Annotated in this window: 17 protein-coding genes; 16 read left to right on the top strand and 1 reads right to left on the bottom strand. The window is 45.8% G+C overall.

Going from position 1 to position 17247, the window contains the following annotated elements:
- Positions 1-245: transposase (locus Xkoz_RS05800; protein WP_208615210.1), on the top strand; the 245-nt coding region annotated here is incomplete at its 5' end.
- An 84-nt stretch (positions 246-329) separates the two neighbouring features.
- Here the strand turns inward: Xkoz_RS05800 and Xkoz_RS05795 are convergent.
- Positions 330-605, bottom strand: coding sequence for a hypothetical protein (locus tag Xkoz_RS05795; RefSeq protein WP_099141265.1), 276 nt, complete (start codon positions 603-605; stop codon positions 330-332).
- 357 nt (positions 606-962) lie between these two features.
- On the opposite strand from Xkoz_RS05795, the gene Xkoz_RS05790 reads away from it, so the two are divergent.
- The 15 genes from Xkoz_RS05790 to Xkoz_RS05720 all read left to right on the top strand — a co-directional run bounded on the left by Xkoz_RS05790 (position 963) and on the right by Xkoz_RS05720 (position 16953).
- Positions 963-1700, top strand: a complete 738-nt coding sequence (locus Xkoz_RS05790; RefSeq protein ID WP_099141264.1) for an ABC transporter ATP-binding protein — start codon at positions 963-965, stop codon at positions 1698-1700.
- Positions 1693-2889, top strand: coding sequence for an ABC transporter permease (locus tag Xkoz_RS05785; RefSeq protein ID WP_099141263.1), 1197 nt, complete (start codon positions 1693-1695; stop codon positions 2887-2889). The genes Xkoz_RS05790 and Xkoz_RS05785 overlap by 8 nt, the downstream gene beginning before the upstream one ends.
- Positions 2882-4321, top strand: coding sequence for a TolC family protein (locus Xkoz_RS05780; protein WP_099141262.1), 1440 nt, complete (start codon positions 2882-2884; stop codon positions 4319-4321). The genes Xkoz_RS05785 and Xkoz_RS05780 overlap by 8 nt, the downstream gene beginning before the upstream one ends.
- A complete protein-coding gene (locus Xkoz_RS05775; RefSeq protein ID WP_099141261.1) occupies positions 4314-5549 on the top strand; it encodes an HlyD family secretion protein in 1236 nt (411 codons plus the stop codon). The genes Xkoz_RS05780 and Xkoz_RS05775 overlap by 8 nt, the downstream gene beginning before the upstream one ends.
- Before the next feature lie 225 nt (positions 5550-5774).
- Positions 5775-6830, top strand: coding sequence for an ABC transporter ATP-binding protein (locus Xkoz_RS05770; protein WP_244183404.1), 1056 nt, complete (start codon positions 5775-5777; stop codon positions 6828-6830).
- Entirely contained in the window at positions 6814-7620 is an 807-nt protein-coding gene (locus Xkoz_RS05765; RefSeq protein WP_099141260.1) for an ABC transporter permease, read from the top strand. The genes Xkoz_RS05770 and Xkoz_RS05765 overlap by 17 nt, the downstream gene beginning before the upstream one ends.
- Before the next feature lie 4 nt (positions 7621-7624).
- Entirely contained in the window at positions 7625-8407 is a 783-nt protein-coding gene (locus tag Xkoz_RS05760; RefSeq protein WP_099141259.1) for an ABC transporter permease, read from the top strand.
- 186 nt (positions 8408-8593) lie between these two features.
- Positions 8594-10024 (top strand): gamma-aminobutyraldehyde dehydrogenase, encoded by a 1431-nt coding sequence (locus Xkoz_RS05755; RefSeq protein WP_099141258.1) that lies wholly within the window; start codon positions 8594-8596, stop codon positions 10022-10024.
- 26 nt (positions 10025-10050) lie between these two features.
- Positions 10051-10824: a nuclear transport factor 2 family protein gene (locus Xkoz_RS05750; RefSeq protein WP_099141276.1), complete on the top strand. Its 774-nt coding sequence runs from the start codon at positions 10051-10053 to the stop codon at positions 10822-10824.
- Positions 10825-10877: 53 nt separating this feature from the next.
- Positions 10878-11627 carry a FadR/GntR family transcriptional regulator gene (locus Xkoz_RS05745; protein WP_099141257.1) on the top strand — a complete coding sequence of 250 codons (750 nt, stop codon included), beginning with the start codon at positions 10878-10880 and terminating at the stop codon, positions 11625-11627.
- Between the two features lie 36 nt (positions 11628-11663).
- Positions 11664-12416, top strand: coding sequence for a cache domain-containing protein (locus Xkoz_RS05740; protein WP_099141256.1), 753 nt, complete (start codon positions 11664-11666; stop codon positions 12414-12416).
- Between the two features lie 36 nt (positions 12417-12452).
- Positions 12453-13748 (top strand): 4-aminobutyrate--2-oxoglutarate transaminase, encoded by a 1296-nt coding sequence (locus tag Xkoz_RS05735; RefSeq protein WP_099141255.1) that lies wholly within the window; start codon positions 12453-12455, stop codon positions 13746-13748.
- A 137-nt stretch (positions 13749-13885) separates the two neighbouring features.
- Positions 13886-14284 carry a DUF805 domain-containing protein gene (locus tag Xkoz_RS05730; protein WP_099141254.1) on the top strand — a complete coding sequence of 133 codons (399 nt, stop codon included), beginning with the start codon at positions 13886-13888 and terminating at the stop codon, positions 14282-14284.
- A 25-nt stretch (positions 14285-14309) separates the two neighbouring features.
- Entirely contained in the window at positions 14310-15848 is a 1539-nt protein-coding gene (locus Xkoz_RS05725; RefSeq protein ID WP_099141253.1) for an NAD(P)/FAD-dependent oxidoreductase, read from the top strand.
- Between the two features lie 130 nt (positions 15849-15978).
- Complete coding sequence (locus Xkoz_RS05720) at positions 15979-16953, top strand: anthrax toxin-like adenylyl cyclase domain-containing protein (RefSeq protein ID WP_167386562.1); 975 nt, start codon at positions 15979-15981, stop codon at positions 16951-16953.
- Positions 16954-17247: the final 294 nt, after the last annotated feature.

The raw sequence follows: 17247 nt of genomic DNA, 5'->3' as shown, positions 1-17247 counted from the left end.
TAGATAATGCGCGTATTCACCATGGGATCGAGAAAAAAATAGAACGTCGCGGGTTACAGGAGCACAACCTGTTTTTACTTTACCTTCCCACCTACAGCCGAGAGCTGAATCTGATTGAAATCGTCTGGAGACAGGCCAAATACCACTGGCGACGTTTTATTACTTGGACTCAGGAAACAATGGACTATGAGTTAAATACGTTATTGGCGGGTTATGGCGACAAATTTGCAATTAATTTCTCTTGAGGACTTATTTGCAATTGTAAGGTACTGCATTCAATATATTGAATGCAGTACCTGTTACATGAATTCACTAAAATATATAATTTATTAACTACTTACATATCTACCGGCCCAGTAATTGGTACCACAATGTAAAATAGGTCCGTGAAAATTCCATTTTTTCCAATCTTGTATAAATTCTTGTGCAAAATTTCTATAAGGATTAACAACCCACATTTCATTCGTACCAGGAACAGGTTCGTGATCAATAATTTCTTCCCCTCCACAAATGTATCTCATTCCTGATGCCGATGCACTGCCAATTCCACCAGTTAATGCAATAACTGCGGCCAACGCCCCAACTGTCAATAATTTCTTAAACATAAACATTCTCCTGTAAAATCTTTAGAATTTGCAATTTAAATATATTACTTATAAGGTTCTAACTGATAACGCACGCTAAATCTAAATCACCACCTGATGACATTGCAATTTCAAAATTTAGAAAATGATTATATTTTTATATTCTGGATTGGAAATATCATCTCTATTATCATAATTTATGATCAATGATTATTTTGCTATTGTTTTCACAAGGAAAATGAATTATTGGAAATTGCAATATCATACACAATAACAATATTGATTTAATGCAATCTAATTATCCACTTATTAATTAAGCTGGGAATGGGATTTCTTTGAGAAAGAGAGAAATTAAAGTAAGGGGATATTATAAAAATAATGGATACTCTAAATTCGATTCAGCCCACAATATCGCTATCACCGGTTATCAATATGCAGCGGTTAACCCGTGTTTATCAGCAGGGTGGAGAGAACCCGATACCCGTTCTAAAAAATATAACGGCACAAATTTATGCCGGCCAGAGTTGCGCGATTGTCGGAACATCGGGTTCAGGGAAAAGCACCTTATTGAATATTCTCGGCTTGCTGGATAAACCTACTTCCGGTGAGTATTTTCTTTGTGGCGTTGATATGTCAACAGCCGATGCTGACCTCAGAGCCAGAATGCGTAATAAAGAAATTGGTTTTGTTTTTCAAAGTTTCCATTTGCTAGCCGGCATGACAGCGACAGAAAACGTCGCTTTGCCGCTTCTTTATCGCGGGATTTCTGCTTCACAAGCCTATAACATTGCCAAAGAAAAATTGCATTTGGTTGGCCTTTCACATCGCGCTGCTCACTATCCGGCAGACTTATCCGGCGGGCAGCGACAGCGAGTCGCGCTCGCCAGGGCGCTGGCCGGGGAACCCTCGTTACTGCTGGCCGATGAACCTACCGGTAACCTGGATCGCCAGACCGCCGAAGACATTTTATTGCTTCTTTCTTCTCTTCACACAGACAAGGCGATGACGCTGGTTGTCATAACCCATGACGCCAGAGTTGCGAACCATATGCAGCGTGAATTACGCATCACTGACGGCCAGTTGCATGAAACCAGAAGGATGACAATACATGCATGATAGCAACTATGGCATGTCGGTATTCATGATCTGGAGAGAAGCCTGGCGTAACTTAATGGCAACGGGCAGAAGTTCCCTGCTTGCTTTATCGGGTATTGCTATTGGTTGCGCTTCGGTTGTGGCATTTGTGAATACCGGACATAACGCCACACTGGCTGCGTTGAAGATGTTCAGCGGGCTGGATATTAATGTCATTACCGCGAATCTGAATTCCTATAATCATGGGATTGGTAGTGAGTCACTGAATATGGCCGATCTGACGAAGGCTATTCCGGGTTTATCTTCCGCAGCCCCTTGGATCTATTATCCTTCTCCCGGCCGCTATAACGGGAAAACAGAAACATTTACCCTCATAGGCTCCTCGGCGGAACTTGAGGAGGTGATGCAATTGCGGCTTCGTTATGGCCGATTTATCACTGATTATGATCGGCACTCTCCTTATGTGGTCATGGGTAATGAAATCGCGGTTACCCTTGGTGAAGGGGAGCCAGCCCGTATACTGGGCAAGCAGATCCAACTTGGCAACTATTTATATACCGTAATTGGTATTTTCGAGATAAAAGGGCAAAACCCCATCTTTCCTTTTTCTTTGGATTCGGTGGTAATTGCACCTGTCAATGCCATGCGCAAAATCTCACCCAATACGGATCTGAATGGCATCATCGCCCGCACGATAACGACTGCAACCACAGAAACCGATGCGCAGGATTTATTGGCGCTGCTCAAACGCAAGTTTCCCACGGTTGATATTGATGTTCGGGTAGCCCAACAACTCCTGAAAGGGCAAACAGAACAGAACAAAACCTTTTCTTTTATGTTGATCGGGCTGGCGGGCATTTCGCTACTGACCGGCGGCATTGCAATTTCAAATGTGATGCTGATGAACGTTTCAGCCCGACGCAAAGAGATCGGGTTACGTATGGCTTTAGGCGCAAGAACTCAGGATATCCGGCGCCTTTTTTTGTATGAAGCAGCGGCTTTGACTTTAGCTGGCGCCACTCTTGGCACATTGGCAGGTGTGATCGTCTCTTTCCTTTTTGTCCTTTATTCCGGTTGGTCATTTTCTTTAGCTCCTTTATCCATTCCTTTAGGAATAGGGAGTTCAGTCATGGCGGGACTTCTCTCCGGTTTTTATCCCGCCCATAAAGCCGCCCAAATGGAACCCGTACAGGCATTACGCGATGATTAAAAAATATTTTCTTTATAGCTCGTTGGCTTTGGTTTTCCTTTTTCCTCGAACGGGGCTTCCTGCATCTGAACAGGTACGAGAGCCTGATTACAGCCTGCGGCGGGAAGCCTCAGGAGAGGCTATAGGCTTATCGTTGAGTGATGCAATATCACTTGGTTTAAGAAATAACTACGCGATACGCAGTGTTTATCTGGATCGTATCGCCCAAAAATTTGATTTACGGGTGGCAGAAGATCGGTTTACACCAAAATTACAGCTAAGCGGAAGTTATATGGCGGGTAAAAATCAGGATTCAAGTTTCAGGAAAACGAATCTTTCCCCAAACGCCACATTGCTCACGCCTTTGGGCACGCGTTTTACGCTTGCCTGGACGCGTGAAAACGTAAACCATTTTTATAATGATGGTGCCAGTATTACTGTGATACAGCCTCTTTTGCGGGGAGCCGGAACCGATGTAAATAATGCCCCGATCTTACTTGCCAAATTTCAGGAACAAACCCATCGGTTGAACTTAAAGGCGACGATTTCCGATGCCATCACGCAAATTATTCTCGCATACCATGCGTTACTTCGCGCCCAGGAGCAGCAATCACTCTCTGCCGCTTCCCTTAAGCGGATGCAGAAATTAGTGGAGATTAACAAGGAATTGATTGATGCAGGCCGAATGGCACAGACAGATATAATACAAACGCAGGCTGATTTGGCTATGCAGGCGCTTTCGGCCAAAGAGGCGGAAAACAATGTGCACTCCACGAAACTGGCATTACTTAAGTTACTCGCCCTAAACCACAAAACCCCCATCTATGCGACAGATACGCGAAAAGGAATTCACGTTAGTCTAAATATTGAACAATCCATTAAAAAGGCACAAGCACAGCAACCGGATTACCTGATTCAATTACTTTCTGCCAAAGCGGCAGAGATTCAATTATTGCAGGCCCGCAATGACCGGCTCTGGGATGTATCACTGATCGGCGGGGTGTCCCAGCATCGTTCATCGTCTTCTGAACGCCGAAACTGGGAAAATGTTGTGGGTATACAATTGGATATTCCAATCGGTGATATGACACAGAAGCAAACCGAAGTTCAGGCTAAAGTCAATGTGCAGAAACAAGCCTTACATCTGGAGGAGGCAAAAACAAATCTGGAACAAAAAGTCATTAATGCGATCCGCGACACAGAATCGCGCTGGCAGGAATATCAGTTAGCGATAAAAGCCCGTTCACTTTCCCAAAAGAAACTCGACATTGAACAGGAAAAGTTACAGGCTGGCCGATCCAGCAACTTTCAGGTTCTGAGTTTTGAAACCGACCTCAGAAATGCCGAAAATGCCCGCCTGAATACACTTATTCAGTATCTCAATGCGCAAGCTGAACTCGATCAAATTCTTGGCACAACACTGGAAAGCTGGGAGATAACACTCAATGATTAAACGTTATCGAGGGGCCATCGCTGGCCTATTGGTTGTGGTGGCTTGTTTTTTTATCTTTTTATCCTCAAAACAACCGCCGGCTCAGGGATCGGTACAGTGGATTGAAGTAAAACCAGAAGTCATAGAAAAACGCCTTGGCTTGGTCGGCCACTTACAATCGGCACGTCTTGAAACCATACCCGCGCCCTTTGATGCGATTATCAAACACGTTTTAGTCAAAGAAGGACAGTCGGTGAAAGCGGGTCAGACATTAGCCACACTTGATACCCGAAAGATTGATATTGAACTTCGGCAAGCGCAAGTTGAGATGATCAAAGCCGCCTCTGTTGTCGATCAATTGCATGACTGGGAAAACAGTCAGGAAGTTATCCGTGCCAGAAGAAATGTTGAAAATGCAAACCATATGGTGATGGAACTGAAAAATAATCTTGCCAAAACACAGGCGCTCTTTTCACGGGGCATCGTTCCCAAAATGGAGGTGGAAACCCTCCAGCAGCAACTTCGCCGACAACTCACCGAACTCGCTTCAGTACAAGACGATCTTGCATCCACTCGACAAAAAGGCAGTATTAATAACGTGCGCGTTGCCGAGATGGAGCTGCAAAATGCAACAAGCCGTTATCAGGCGCTACGGGAGCAATATTCGCATAAAGAAATCAAAGCGCCATTTTCAGGGATCGTGCTCAGGGCAACACAGGGAGAAAGCAAAAAGCTCTTAACCATTCAGACAGGCGTTCGAGTCACTGAAGGGATGCCCTTACTGGAAATTATGGATACAACCCAATATCAGGTACTGGCGCAGGTTGAAGAAACCGATCTTGCCAAACTCAAAGAAGGGCAGGCAGTAAAAATTAGTGGAGAGGGATTTTCTGGCCACCCCATGGACGGAGAAATTGAAGCCATGGCTATGCAAAGCGTGAGTACGGACAAACCCGGATCGGCGATTTATTATGATGTGGTGATTAAAGTTATTTCCCCCATGAATCAAAGCCACCCCATCAGGCCGGGCATGAGTGCTAAAGTCAATATTGTTATTTATCGCAACGAACAGGGCATTGTTATACCAGAAGCAGCACTCACTCGCGCTAACCATGGACAATTAACCGTAAACTGGCGGCAGAATTTAAAAAATCAACCTGTGTCTCGCCAGGTGACTGTTGGGGAGGCGATGCCGGAAGGTATAGAAGTCCATGGACTGGAAAAGGGATTTATCGCACTGCCGCGTTAAAAACAATAATCCGAGATAGGTAAACAAATTAATGGTAGGCTCCCTGATTTTTACTGATATAAGGGAAGGGGACTCTATTATTTGACTCCTCAGAAAAATTAATTTTTGATTCTGGCCGGCCTATGGTAGATTCAAAATCGTATATTGATATTTTCTATCAAAGTATACCAGAACAAATTTGGAAAGATGTTTTTGTGATATGCCCTCAAATTATATGAATTCATAATGGAAAAATCTGATGGCAATGAATTTTTGCACCAAAATTCCAACGGAAAAACGCAAATAATGTCCATTATTCAAGTCAATGATTCATGTAAGTCCTATGAAGTTTATACTAAAAGCCCAGGATTATTAGGGAGTTTGAAGTCATTCATTAAAAGAGAATACACGATAGTAGAGGCCGTTAAATCAATTAATTTTTCTATTGAGGAAGGTGAAATTGTGGGATTTCTTGGGGCTAATGGAGCAGGAAAAACGACCACAATGAAAATGTTAACTGGCATTATTAAACCATCTTCAGGCAATGTGAGTGTATTAGGTTATATTCCCTATGAACGTAAGAACGAATACTTGAAATCCATATCATTTGTGGCAGGGCAAAAACAGCAACTTGCTTGGGATCTAACACCAAATGATTCTTTTATCCTACATAAAGTTATTTATTCTATTAACGAAAAAGATTTTTCTAAATATCGTGATCAACTTGTGGAGATGCTTTCCCTTAACTCCGTCATTGATAGGCCAGTCCGCCATTTATCATTGGGTGAGCGAATGAAATGTGAACTTGCCTTGTCATTACTGCATAAACCATCCGTACTGTTCTTAGATGAACCGACTATTGGATTGGATGTAAATATGCAGCGCTCAGTGCGTGAATTTATTGCTCATTATAATCAAACAAATAATGCAACGATCCTTTTAACATCTCATTACATGGCTGATGTTGAAGCGCTTGCTAAGCGAGTCATTATTATCAACTCTGGTGAGATTGTGTATGATGGAAAGTTATCACACTTAATTAAAAAACGATCGCCAAAGAAAATATTGAAGGCCACCCTCTCAGGTCCAATAAAACCTGAATTAAGATCTCTAATGAGTTCATCTACCGACGATAGTCAAGATATCGAGTTAACTGTAGAACGAGATTTACTTCCTTCCATTGTTGCAAAATTGATGGAAGAGAAAATCATACTTGATATTTCTATTCATGATGAACCGATTGAAAAGGTTTTAGAAAGTTATTTATCTTCATATGGTGAAACTCATGTTGAAGAATATTAAGAGAAGTCTGCTATTATGGCGAATGCTTATCGGTCAATCTTTTTCGAGAGTCATTGCGTACCGCGCTCAATCCATTATTTGGTTATTAGGTGGCATCATGCCTATAGCTGTGATGTTTGTTTGGCTGGGGCTGGCAAAAGGAGGGGATGTTGGCAGTTATACTGCAAGTGATTTTGCCGTTTATTTTCTTTCAATTTATCTTGTTCGCCAACTCACAGCAATTTGGGTTATGCGGCGTTTAGATAGTGATATTCGAAGAGGAGAATTATCTATGTTGTTGCTACGGCCAGTTTCCCCTCTCTATAATTATATCTCTGATCATACAGGGGAAATGATGGTCAGGGGACCGATTATTTCACTGGTTTTTATATCAGGTATTTTTCTGACAGATAATTTTCATCGTTTGAATATTGGAAATTTACTGACTTTTATTCCAGCGCTTATTTTGGCATGGATTATTATATTTCACCTTTATTATTGTCTCGGATTACTGGCATTTTGGATCAGTAACTCGATGGCGTTCGATCCACTGCTTTGGGCTTTTTATACCATTTTGGGTGGGGTATTGATACCGCTTGATTTATATCCAGAAGATATTGCTTCATGGTTGAAATTACTCCCTTTTGCGTCAGCACTAGATTTTCCAGTTCAAATAATATTGGGGAAATTGGATAACTTGCTCCTGCTATTTGGATTTGGAGTGCAACTATTTTGGGTCATTTTATTAACGGTTATCAGGATGTTATTATGGAATGCAGGATTAAAAAGATATTCGGCATCTGGAGCTTAATGCAATGAGATATATTTCATTATTCTTAGTCTTACTAAGACATTCTTTTTTGCTAGAATTTGAATTTCGCTTTAATGCTGTAGTAAATTTAATCAACTCTAGCCTTTCTTGTTTGTTGGCATTCTTAGTACTGACAGGATTTTTCGGCCAAGTATCTCAGGTCGGCGGCTGGACTTACTATCAGATGGTTGCTTTATTAGGAGTCACACTCATTATTGAGTCTTTTATTGATAGTTGGTTATTTCCAAGTGTTCATTCGCTCTCTGAATATATCAGGCGTGGGGATTTGGATTTAATTATTATTCGCCCTGTAGACACTCAATTTTTTATTAGTTTCCATCGTTTTAATATATGGGATGGCGCTAATTTTATTGTGGGCTATATAGTTGTATTATTAGCCATGTTTCAGCAGGATGCGTTAACGATTGTTAATTTATTAAAATTTAACTTCGCCTTATTATTAGGTGCGTGTATTTTCTATTCCCTATTTATGTGTTCAAATCTAATAGCCTTCTGGTTCACTAAAGTGTCAGATGTGTGGGTTATTTGTTATTCATTAATGGATGTTGGGCGTTTCCCGGTTAGTGCATATCCGGGCGCTTTACGGTTTTTATTGAGTTTTTTACTGCCTGTTTTCTTTGTTAGTAATGTGCCGGCTCAGGCTGCATTAGGAATAGTAAGCATGAAAACGTTATTATTGGCTTTTATATATGCCATTGGTTCTCTTATCTTAACTCGCTTATTCTGGTTGAAAGCAATTTCAAAATATAGTAGTGCAAGTAGTTAGCTTATCCTCGACCCCGCTCACAGATTTGAATAATTTTTTCTGATGGAAACCCCAAAAGTTACATCTATGTATCTAATTCTCCTCTTGTTTTTACATTTTTGCTACAAATTTGACTAAAATGCAACCGGTAAATATATTAAGTCATAGGTTATATCTTATACATTTAATCCATCAAGGAGGTCACCGATGCCGCTATCAACGCTCAGGCATTTCATTAATGGTCAGTATGTTGAGTCTAAGGGTTCTGAATATTTTGATTTAGTCAGTCCGGTCACGGGGGAATGTTATGCGCGTTCCCCTAACGCGGCGGCGGTGGATGTTGATGATGCTTATGCGTCGGCTAAAGAGGCATTTAAAATATGGGGACGCAGCACCCCCTCAGAACGTCAGCAGGCGTTGCTAGCATTGGCTGATTCGGTGGAAAAAAATGCTGAACGCCTGATTGAATCCCAAAGCCGCAATACAGGGCAGCTCAAGCACCTGATTGCCTCCGAGGAAGTTGCAACATCAGTGGATCATATCCGCTTCTTCGCCGGCGCAGCCCGTTTTCTGGAAGGCAAGGCTACGGCTGAATATCTTTCGGGGATGACCAGCAGTATCCGGCGCGAGCCGCTGGGCGTGGTTGGGCAAGTTACCCCGTGGAACTATCCGTTGATGATGGCGGTGTGGAAGATAGCGCCTGCTCTGGCGGCCGGTAATACCGTGGTGCTTAAACCGAGCGATACCACGCCGGAAAGTACCCTGTTGTTGGCTGAACTGGCGGCTCCGTTCTTCCCTGTCGGCGCGTTTAACGTCGTGCTGGGTAATGCCAGTGCGGGCGAGCTGGTCGTTTCACACAAAACGCCGGCGATGGTTTCCATTACCGGCTCTGTACGGGCAGGTATGCAGGTTGCCTCTTCGGCAGCGGCCAATCTCACCAGGGCGCATCTGGAGTTGGGTGGCAAAGCACCGGTGGTTGTTTTTGCCGATGCCGATATAGACAAAGCCGTGGAGACCATCGCTACCGCAGGGTATTTCAACGCCGGTCAGGACTGTACAGCCGCTTCACGTGTGCTGGTGCATGAGTCTATTCACGATATTTTCGTCACTAAACTGGTGGCGGCCGCTAAAGCCACCCGTTTTGGGAACCCGGAAGATAAAGAGGCGCTGTATGGGCCGCTAAATAATGCTCGCCAACTGGAGCAGGTCAAAGGATTTATTGCGCGTCTGCCCGCTCATGCCCGCATCGAAACCGGGGGCCGTCAAGCCGATCGCTTGGGATATTACTTTGAACCTACGGTCATTACCGGTTTGAAGCAGTCCGATGAAGTGATCCAGACCGAGATTTTTGGCCCGGTTATCACCGTGCAGAAGTTCCTGACAGAAGCGGAAGCTATTGAGAAAGCTAATGATGTGCAATACGGGTTGGCTTCCAGTGTCTGGACGCGTGACCACGGCCGCGCGCTGCGCCTGTCTCGTGAACTGGATTTTGGCACTGTCTGGATTAACACCCACATTCCTCTTACAGCAGAGGCACCACATGGCGGCTTCAAAAACTCTGGATACGGTAAAGATCTGTCGGCTTATGGGTTCGATGAATATACCCGCATCAAACACGTGATGAGTTCCAACGACTGATACAGGACACCATGATCACCATGATAATGAATCAAAATCGATCTTCACGCGACCTGGTATCGCGCGCGCATCACGAGCTATTTACTGACCGTGATGTGGAGGCGCTTAAGCGTTATTTTGCGCCAAATTTCATCGAACACTCCCCGTTGGTCAAAGAGGGTCTTACCGGATTGCGCGAATTGGTCCAGACACATCCCGAACTGCACCATGAAGCGTATCGCGTATTACAGGATGGTGATTTAGTTGCTATTCACGGCCGTTTTACCGGGTTAGATAAGCAGCCGTTGGTTGGTTTCGATCTGTATCGGGTTGCCGATGGCTTCATCGTGGAGCATTGGGATGGCTTAGTGCCGCAATCCGCGCCCAATGCCAGTGGCCGAACTCAGCTAGACGGACCGACTGAAACAGAGCATGACCATGACAGAGAGAAAAACCGTGAACGGGTGGTTAACTTTTTTACCCGCTGCCTGATCGAAGGGCACTATGATGACTTTGGAAACTACACCAATGGTGAACAATTTCGTCAGCATAGCCCCGATATTGCCGATGGTACGGCGGCGGTCGTTGCATTCCTTAAGCAACTCAAGGATGAAGGGCAGGGACTGCATTATGCAAAACTCCACCGTACAGTAGCCGACGGGCAGTTTGTTCTTAGCCATTCGGAGGGGAGTATCGCCGGAATCCGTCACAGTTACTTTGAACTATGGCGTGTCGAGAACGGCAAAGTGGTGGAGCTTTGGGATGCCATCACGCCAGTACCGGAAGATGCGCAAGCGCTGCATCGTCACGGCATTTTTTAGCGTTGTTGATGAACGTGCTGAAATCCCGTGTTATTTCAATCAGGAATTAGAAAATGACGGCTTATTCCATCGTCTATGCACCACTCGATCAGGCGACCCGAACCGAACAGGTTGTTGAACGTTTAAGTAACGCGATCATCTCCGGGATATTACAGGCGGATGAACAGCTCCCTAACGAAAACGAGCTGTCGCGTCTGTTGGGTGTGTCACCCGTCACTGTTCGCGACGCGCTGAACACCCTACGTGCCAGACAGTTGATCGATACTCGGCGTGGGCGTCATGGTGGGAGTTTTGTGTGCCAGGTCTCTGTTGAAACAATGCGGAAATATCACCCGTTGCGGCTGATGGCTTCGGGCGAACTGGCAGATTTCAGCGAGTTTCACTGTGCAGTGATAGGCCATAGTGCGAGGCTTGCAGCCCAGCGTTCAACGCCAGATGAACTGAGAAAACTGGAGCAACTGATCGACTGTTTTGCCGCCGCGACGCAACCGGATACCCGTATACAGACAGATATGCGCTGTCTGTTAACGTTGGCATCTCAGTCACAGTCGGCCCGGCTTGCCAATCAGGAGCTGGAAATTCAGGCCGAATGGACGCCTTTGGTCGTGTTTTTGTACCGGGAGGCCGCTATCCACAGCGAGGTTGTTGCCGTCTGGCGTACACTTTTGGCGGCACTGCATCAGGGGGATGACTTAGCCTGTTACTTGCTGGCACAGAAGATGATGACTCAAATTACCGATCACCTGCTTGAATGCAAATTACGTATGGACACTGATGCACCATTTTTGCCGCGTTCTGAGTGAGTAACGCGGCTGCATTCATCCCAGCAGAGGGGGCATATGTACAACGATAGACACGTAGAACGAGCCAGAAACATGCTGGACGATATTCTGGTCACGGCGCAGCAGGCCACCGCCATGCTGGCGGATAAGACAGCCCAGATTTTATACGGACTGCCGTTATATCATGCGAAAGGTGTTCGCTTGGCGCAGGAACAGCGCGGTGCATTGCAAAAACACATCCATGATGTACTGCATCACAACGCCTGGTGTAACGGGGCAGGATTTGCCAGCTATGCGGCGATGCCAGCAGAAGGGGAAGAGGGGGGTTACTGGACGCTGGAGTGGTGGCGTCAGGAAGGGAATACCATCCAGTATGCCCAACTGGAACACAATCAGGCACAGCGCAGGCGTCTGGATTTCCGATTGTTTGAATGGTTCCGCCAGCCTGCCAGCCGTCATCTTCCTGTCATCGACGGTCCCTATGTGGATTATGTCTGCAACGGTGCCTACACGATTACGATAGCCCACCCAGTACTTATCGGTGAAAAGTTTGCCGGTGTCACGGCGGTAGATATTTTAGTCTCGACGCTGGATCGGTTACTTCTGCCGGCGCTGGGCGCTATCGGTAAGCCAGCATTAATCATTAATAACGATGCGCGGGTCGTGACTTCAACCGTGCCGGAAGTGCGTTCAGGTTCACTGTTGAAAAATCAGGATGTTAATTGGTCGGCCGAGGGTAAAGTCCCTTTATTGCGTCTGGTGATCCTGCCGTCATCACATTCTGAATCACACAGGGCGGTTGTTTGCTGAAATTGACTTATTCAAATTGCTCAGGAGTTTTTATTTATGACTGAATCTTTAGCTAAAAGGCGCAGCGCGGCTATCGCAAAAGGCGTTGGCGTGACGACACAAGTCTATGTTGAGCGGGCGGAAAATGCGGAAATCTGGGATGCTCAGGGGCAACGCTATATTGATTTTGCCGCCGGTATCGCCGTGGTGAATACTGGCCACCGCCATCCACGCGTTATTGCCGCAGCCAGAGAACAGTTGGAACAGTTCACCCATACCTGTCATCAGGTGGTGCCTTATGAGAATTATGTCGCGCTAGCCGAAAGACTGAACCATTTGGTGCCGGGTGATTTTGCGAAGAAGACTGTCTTTGTTACCACCGGCGCTGAGGCCGTAGAAAATGCCGTGAAGATAGCACGTGCCGCAACTGGACGCAGCGCCGTAGTGGCATTCAACGGCGCTTTTCATGGCCGTACCTTCCTTGGCATGTCATTAACCGGCAAAGTCACGCCGTACAAAATGGGTTTCGGTTCGCTGGTTAACGACATTTACCGTATCCCATTTCCAGTAGAGCTGCATGGTATCAGCGTGGAGCAGACGTTGAACGCGCTGGAAACTCTCTTCAAAAACGATATTGAACCCGCGCGCGTCGCGGCCATTATCATCGAACCGGTACAGGGGGAAGGCGGTTTCTATCCGGCACCTCCCGAACTGCTCAAATCCCTACGTGAAATTGCCGATCGCTACGGTATTGTGCTCATTGCCGATGAGATCCAGACCGGTTTCGCGCGTACAGGAAAACTGTTTGCGATGGAACATCATCAGATTGCAACCGATCTGACCACGATGGCAAAAGGTCTGGCGGGGGGATTGCCGCTGGCGGCTGTAACGGGACGAGCAGAGTTGATGGACGCTGTAGTGCCGGGTGGTTTGGGGGGAACCTATGGAGGCAATCCGGTGGCGATTGCGGCTAGCCATGCGGTGCTGGATGTGATCGAAGAAGAAAAGCTGGCTGAGCGTGCGACGCAACTCGGAGAGCGGCTAAAACAGTGTCTGCATAAACTGCGGCCGCGAGTCCCGCAGATCGCCGATGTACGTGGGCTTGGGATGATGATTGCGGTGGAATTCAACCACGCGAACAGTCAGGAACCCGATGCCGACTTTACCAATGCGGTACGTCAGAAAGCGTTAGCACATGGCCTGATCCTGTTGACATGTGGTGTACACGGCAATGTTATTCGCTTCCTTCCACCGCTGACCATACAAGACGATGTTTTTGACGAGGCGCTCAACATTCTGGGATCTGTGTTGCTCGAACTGAACGGTAAGGAGGAAAAGTCATCGTTTCGTTAACAAATGACGTGACGTCAGTGTAAGCGTGATGCTGAGTGAGTCAGTGTTTGGCTTACTCAGTATTTTACCTCAAATGGCTATTCTGCCGCTTGCGTGGCAGCAAGGCGAAACCCGCTGGTTGATAAGAGAGGATAACAATGCACTGGTATTTAACTGTGTTAAAGAATTATGCCTGTTTCAGAGGACGGGCCCAGCGTAAGGAGTTCTGGTATTTTGTCCTGTTTCAAATCCTGGCCATTCTCATCATTTCTTTTCTGGAAAGGCAGTTTGCTGTTGCCAACCCCGAAATTTATATGGGGTGGTTCAGCGCCATCTATTTGCTGCTGACATTTTTGCCAGCGCTGGCGGTAACTGCCCGCCGCTTGCACGATATCAACTGTAGCGCCGGATGGCTATTGTTACATGTTATCCCGTTTGTCGGTACGGTTATCTTACTGATCCTCGCCGCTTTGAAAGGGCAGGCGGGCAGCAATAAATACAGTTCAGATAACCCGGTTCACGCACAGGAAAATCCCCCAGTCCAGACTAACGGGTGATTTCCGGTCATAAAGGAGTGCCGAAATGGCCATGAACAGAAGAGATTTTATCTCTACGACTGCAACACTTGCAGGGGTAGGCGTACTTTCATCCATACTTCCCACGACATCTCTGCTCGCCAAGACCTTAACTGAGGCCGATGCTCCGACTCATATTGACCAACTCCGGCCGACGCTGTTGCGGGATGCACAGTACAGAATCAGTCGGTTGGGGCTGGACTCGCGTATCTGGAATTGGCACAGAGACATGGTAACCAACACCATGCCAGCCAACTATTATGAAGCTTCCCTGGCTGATTATTCGGCTTTTGGAAACCTTCCTGCCGATCAAAGCTGTGAGGTTGTTGTCGTTGGTGGTGGGTTACTCGGTGCTTCTACGGCGCTGCATCTTGCTGAAGCCGGTGTCGATGTGATCCTGGTTGAAAAGGATAACATGGGTTCGGGCGCTTCTGGTCGTAATGGGGGACAAATGACCCCCGGCATTGCCCGCTGGGAAGCGGAAACCATACTAGAAAAATTCTCACCCGATGAGGCCAAACGTTTATGGCGTCTTGCATCGGTGGAAGCGATGGATCTTGTGGATGAACTTCGCGATCGTTACGGTTTTGAATGTGACCGCAAATATGGTCATATTACCGCAGCGATACACCCAGGTCATATGGGGCCATTGGTGGCCAATGCCGATGCCCGACGCCAGCTAGGCGATACGGCGGTGAGGGTTATTGGGGCACACGAATTGCAAGAAAAGTATGTGCGTTCGAGTCTCTATCATGGTGCGAATATCGATAGCATAGGCGGACAGGTTCAGCCTCTGGCATTACTGCGAGGTCTGGTTTATGGCTTTGCCAGACTGGGGGGACGAGTCTATGAAAACACGAAAGTGAAGGGCATCAGGCCGGATACCAGTAGCACGGTCATCGAAACTGAACGAGGTGTTATCAGGGCGAGTAAAGCGGTGGTACTGGGAGTACATGGCTCCACGGCTGAATTTATCTCCGGCCCCTCCACTACCGTGCCTTTTTTTACCTATGTGGCGGTAACGCCGCCATTGCCGGTGGATATTAAAGAGCTCATCCCGTCAGATTTGCCAGTCTACGATACACAGTTACAGATAGATTATTATCGCGCGGTGCGCGATAACCGCTTGCTGTTCGGTGGGCAGGGTACAGGAAATTCCTGGTCACCACGTGATGTGAACAACTATTTGCTTGATCGCATCAGAACCGTGTTCCCGCATTTGGAAAAACCTGAACTGGAATACTCTTGGGGTGGGATCAGCGATCTGACGCTGAACGGTGCCACCGATGCCCGCAAAAGTGATGGCAACATCCCTGTGTATATGGTGCACGGCTGGAGCGGCCATGGAGTGGCACAGACGGTGCGCATTGGCAAGGCCATCAGCGATGATCTCACCGGACGCAACCACGACTTTACCATGCTCACCCGTATTGAACACTTGAGTATTCCGTTGGGTGCCTATCTCTCTCCGGTGGCAATCCCTATGGTCAAAGGTGCTTTGGGCGTGATAAGCACACTCAACCCAGCAGATATGATTTCGTTCTGAGTGTCCGATCTCCACTCGCTGGGGGGCTAACTAAAAATAAGTAGACATGTAAATTTCAAACATGATAAATGTGTTTATAAAACCAACTCCGTTGCCTAAAGGCTGTGATTTTTATAAAGAGAATTATCGAATGCAATCAAATGAATTCCTATACCAGAACGCTTTCATCAGGGTAGCAAATAGATACAAAGTTGTTATAGGTGTCAGAAAACCAAACCCGTTAAGCCTTCCCCTTCTGGAAGAGGGTGCTCCTTCCAAAAATTTTCATATGAAAGCAAAGTCCAGCTCTACCGGGCCAACGGCTGGTTATATTACGGCAGATCCGAAATATTCTAAGATTGGTAGGTCAATTAACGAACAAAATCAATACCGTGATCAAATAACAAGTGCCATAAGGAAAGGAGCTAAAGAAGTCGATTTGGTGATATCACGATCAAGATTAAATGATTTACAAGCCAAAAATGAGCTTAAAATGCAGAGGGAAGGGGTATATTCCGCTACATATCATGGTGAAAATTATCAATTTCACATTGATAAAAATGGGAAAGTGTTTGATCGTGGAGGAAAACCTGTAAAAGTTATGACAAACCCTGATGAGATCGGTCCTGGTGGTGTAAACGCTTCATCAAAGCCCATCACCGCAGACTATGACCTGTTTACAATCATACCAAGAAAACAGCAGAATTATAACTTGCGTCCACAAGGAATAGCTCCAAGAATAATCAAAAATAAGCTGCCAAAACATATAGATCCAAACCACCCCAGATGGAATAAAGATATTTTTAATGTGGACTTTTTGAAAACAACTTCCCACCTAAAACAGGAGGAGGATGTAAATAAAGGAAATGTGCATTTTTTAGGAAAAACAATTATTAAGGTTCTAAACGCTGAGATAAGAGCCTGCGGATATTCAGGGGGAGATCTAATATGGCATAATGATGAAACGGGGAACCCTTTTACTGCTGGCTTTGATCCTAAAGATAGACCAACATTTTTTCTTCCTGGCGGACGTATTGTTAATATTCACTCAATAGAGGGTTTGCGCGAATTTTACTCAAATTTGGAATTGCAGGGTTTTTCACCGGAAAATAATCCTCGCTTCTAATTTTAACCTAAAGAGTTAACCAGCGTCACCTGATATGTCCCATACCTTTTGTACCCAAAAGTTATCAACAATGTAGAAAGTAGCGGGGCTGGCTAGATGTTAGCGCAAGTTTAAATTGTGTTTTTCTATCCGTTGCGTGTAATGACATGGACGTTTCCCCACTAGCGCCTTTTTATAACTCTACCACCCACCGGCCATTTTAGAAAACCATAGATGCTATGATAACTAACTGAATATATGTGAATTATTTTTCTACTTATTAAAAGAACCATTTGAAAAAGTAAGATTTATTGC

Source organism: Xenorhabdus kozodoii (assembly GCF_002632875.1).
GTDB classification, from domain to species: domain Bacteria; phylum Pseudomonadota; class Gammaproteobacteria; order Enterobacterales; family Enterobacteriaceae; genus Xenorhabdus; species Xenorhabdus kozodoii.
The sequence above is the reverse complement of the archived record's forward strand: the minus strand, read 5'-3'. Positions and strand labels throughout refer to the sequence as shown.

Coding starts and splice junctions, on each gene's coding strand:
- Xkoz_RS05795 (WP_099141265.1), bottom strand. CDS start 605: ATGTTTAAGAAATTATTGACAGTTGGGGCGTTGGCCGCAGTTATTGCA.
- Xkoz_RS05790 (WP_099141264.1), top strand. CDS start 963: ATGGATACTCTAAATTCGATTCAGCCCACAATATCGCTATCACCGGTT.
- Xkoz_RS05785 (WP_099141263.1), top strand. CDS start 1,693: ATGCATGATAGCAACTATGGCATGTCGGTATTCATGATCTGGAGAGAA.
- Xkoz_RS05780 (WP_099141262.1), top strand. CDS start 2,882: ATGATTAAAAAATATTTTCTTTATAGCTCGTTGGCTTTGGTTTTCCTT.
- Xkoz_RS05775 (WP_099141261.1), top strand. CDS start 4,314: ATGATTAAACGTTATCGAGGGGCCATCGCTGGCCTATTGGTTGTGGTG.
- Xkoz_RS05770 (WP_244183404.1), top strand. CDS start 5,775: ATGGAAAAATCTGATGGCAATGAATTTTTGCACCAAAATTCCAACGGA.
- Xkoz_RS05765 (WP_099141260.1), top strand. CDS start 6,814: ATGTTGAAGAATATTAAGAGAAGTCTGCTATTATGGCGAATGCTTATC.
- Xkoz_RS05760 (WP_099141259.1), top strand. CDS start 7,625: ATGAGATATATTTCATTATTCTTAGTCTTACTAAGACATTCTTTTTTG.
- Xkoz_RS05755 (WP_099141258.1), top strand. CDS start 8,594: ATGCCGCTATCAACGCTCAGGCATTTCATTAATGGTCAGTATGTTGAG.
- Xkoz_RS05750 (WP_099141276.1), top strand. CDS start 10,051: ATGAATCAAAATCGATCTTCACGCGACCTGGTATCGCGCGCGCATCAC.
- Xkoz_RS05745 (WP_099141257.1), top strand. CDS start 10,878: ATGACGGCTTATTCCATCGTCTATGCACCACTCGATCAGGCGACCCGA.
- Xkoz_RS05740 (WP_099141256.1), top strand. CDS start 11,664: ATGTACAACGATAGACACGTAGAACGAGCCAGAAACATGCTGGACGAT.
- Xkoz_RS05735 (WP_099141255.1), top strand. CDS start 12,453: ATGACTGAATCTTTAGCTAAAAGGCGCAGCGCGGCTATCGCAAAAGGC.
- Xkoz_RS05730 (WP_099141254.1), top strand. CDS start 13,886: ATGCACTGGTATTTAACTGTGTTAAAGAATTATGCCTGTTTCAGAGGA.
- Xkoz_RS05725 (WP_099141253.1), top strand. CDS start 14,310: ATGGCCATGAACAGAAGAGATTTTATCTCTACGACTGCAACACTTGCA.
- Xkoz_RS05720 (WP_167386562.1), top strand. CDS start 15,979: ATGCAATCAAATGAATTCCTATACCAGAACGCTTTCATCAGGGTAGCA.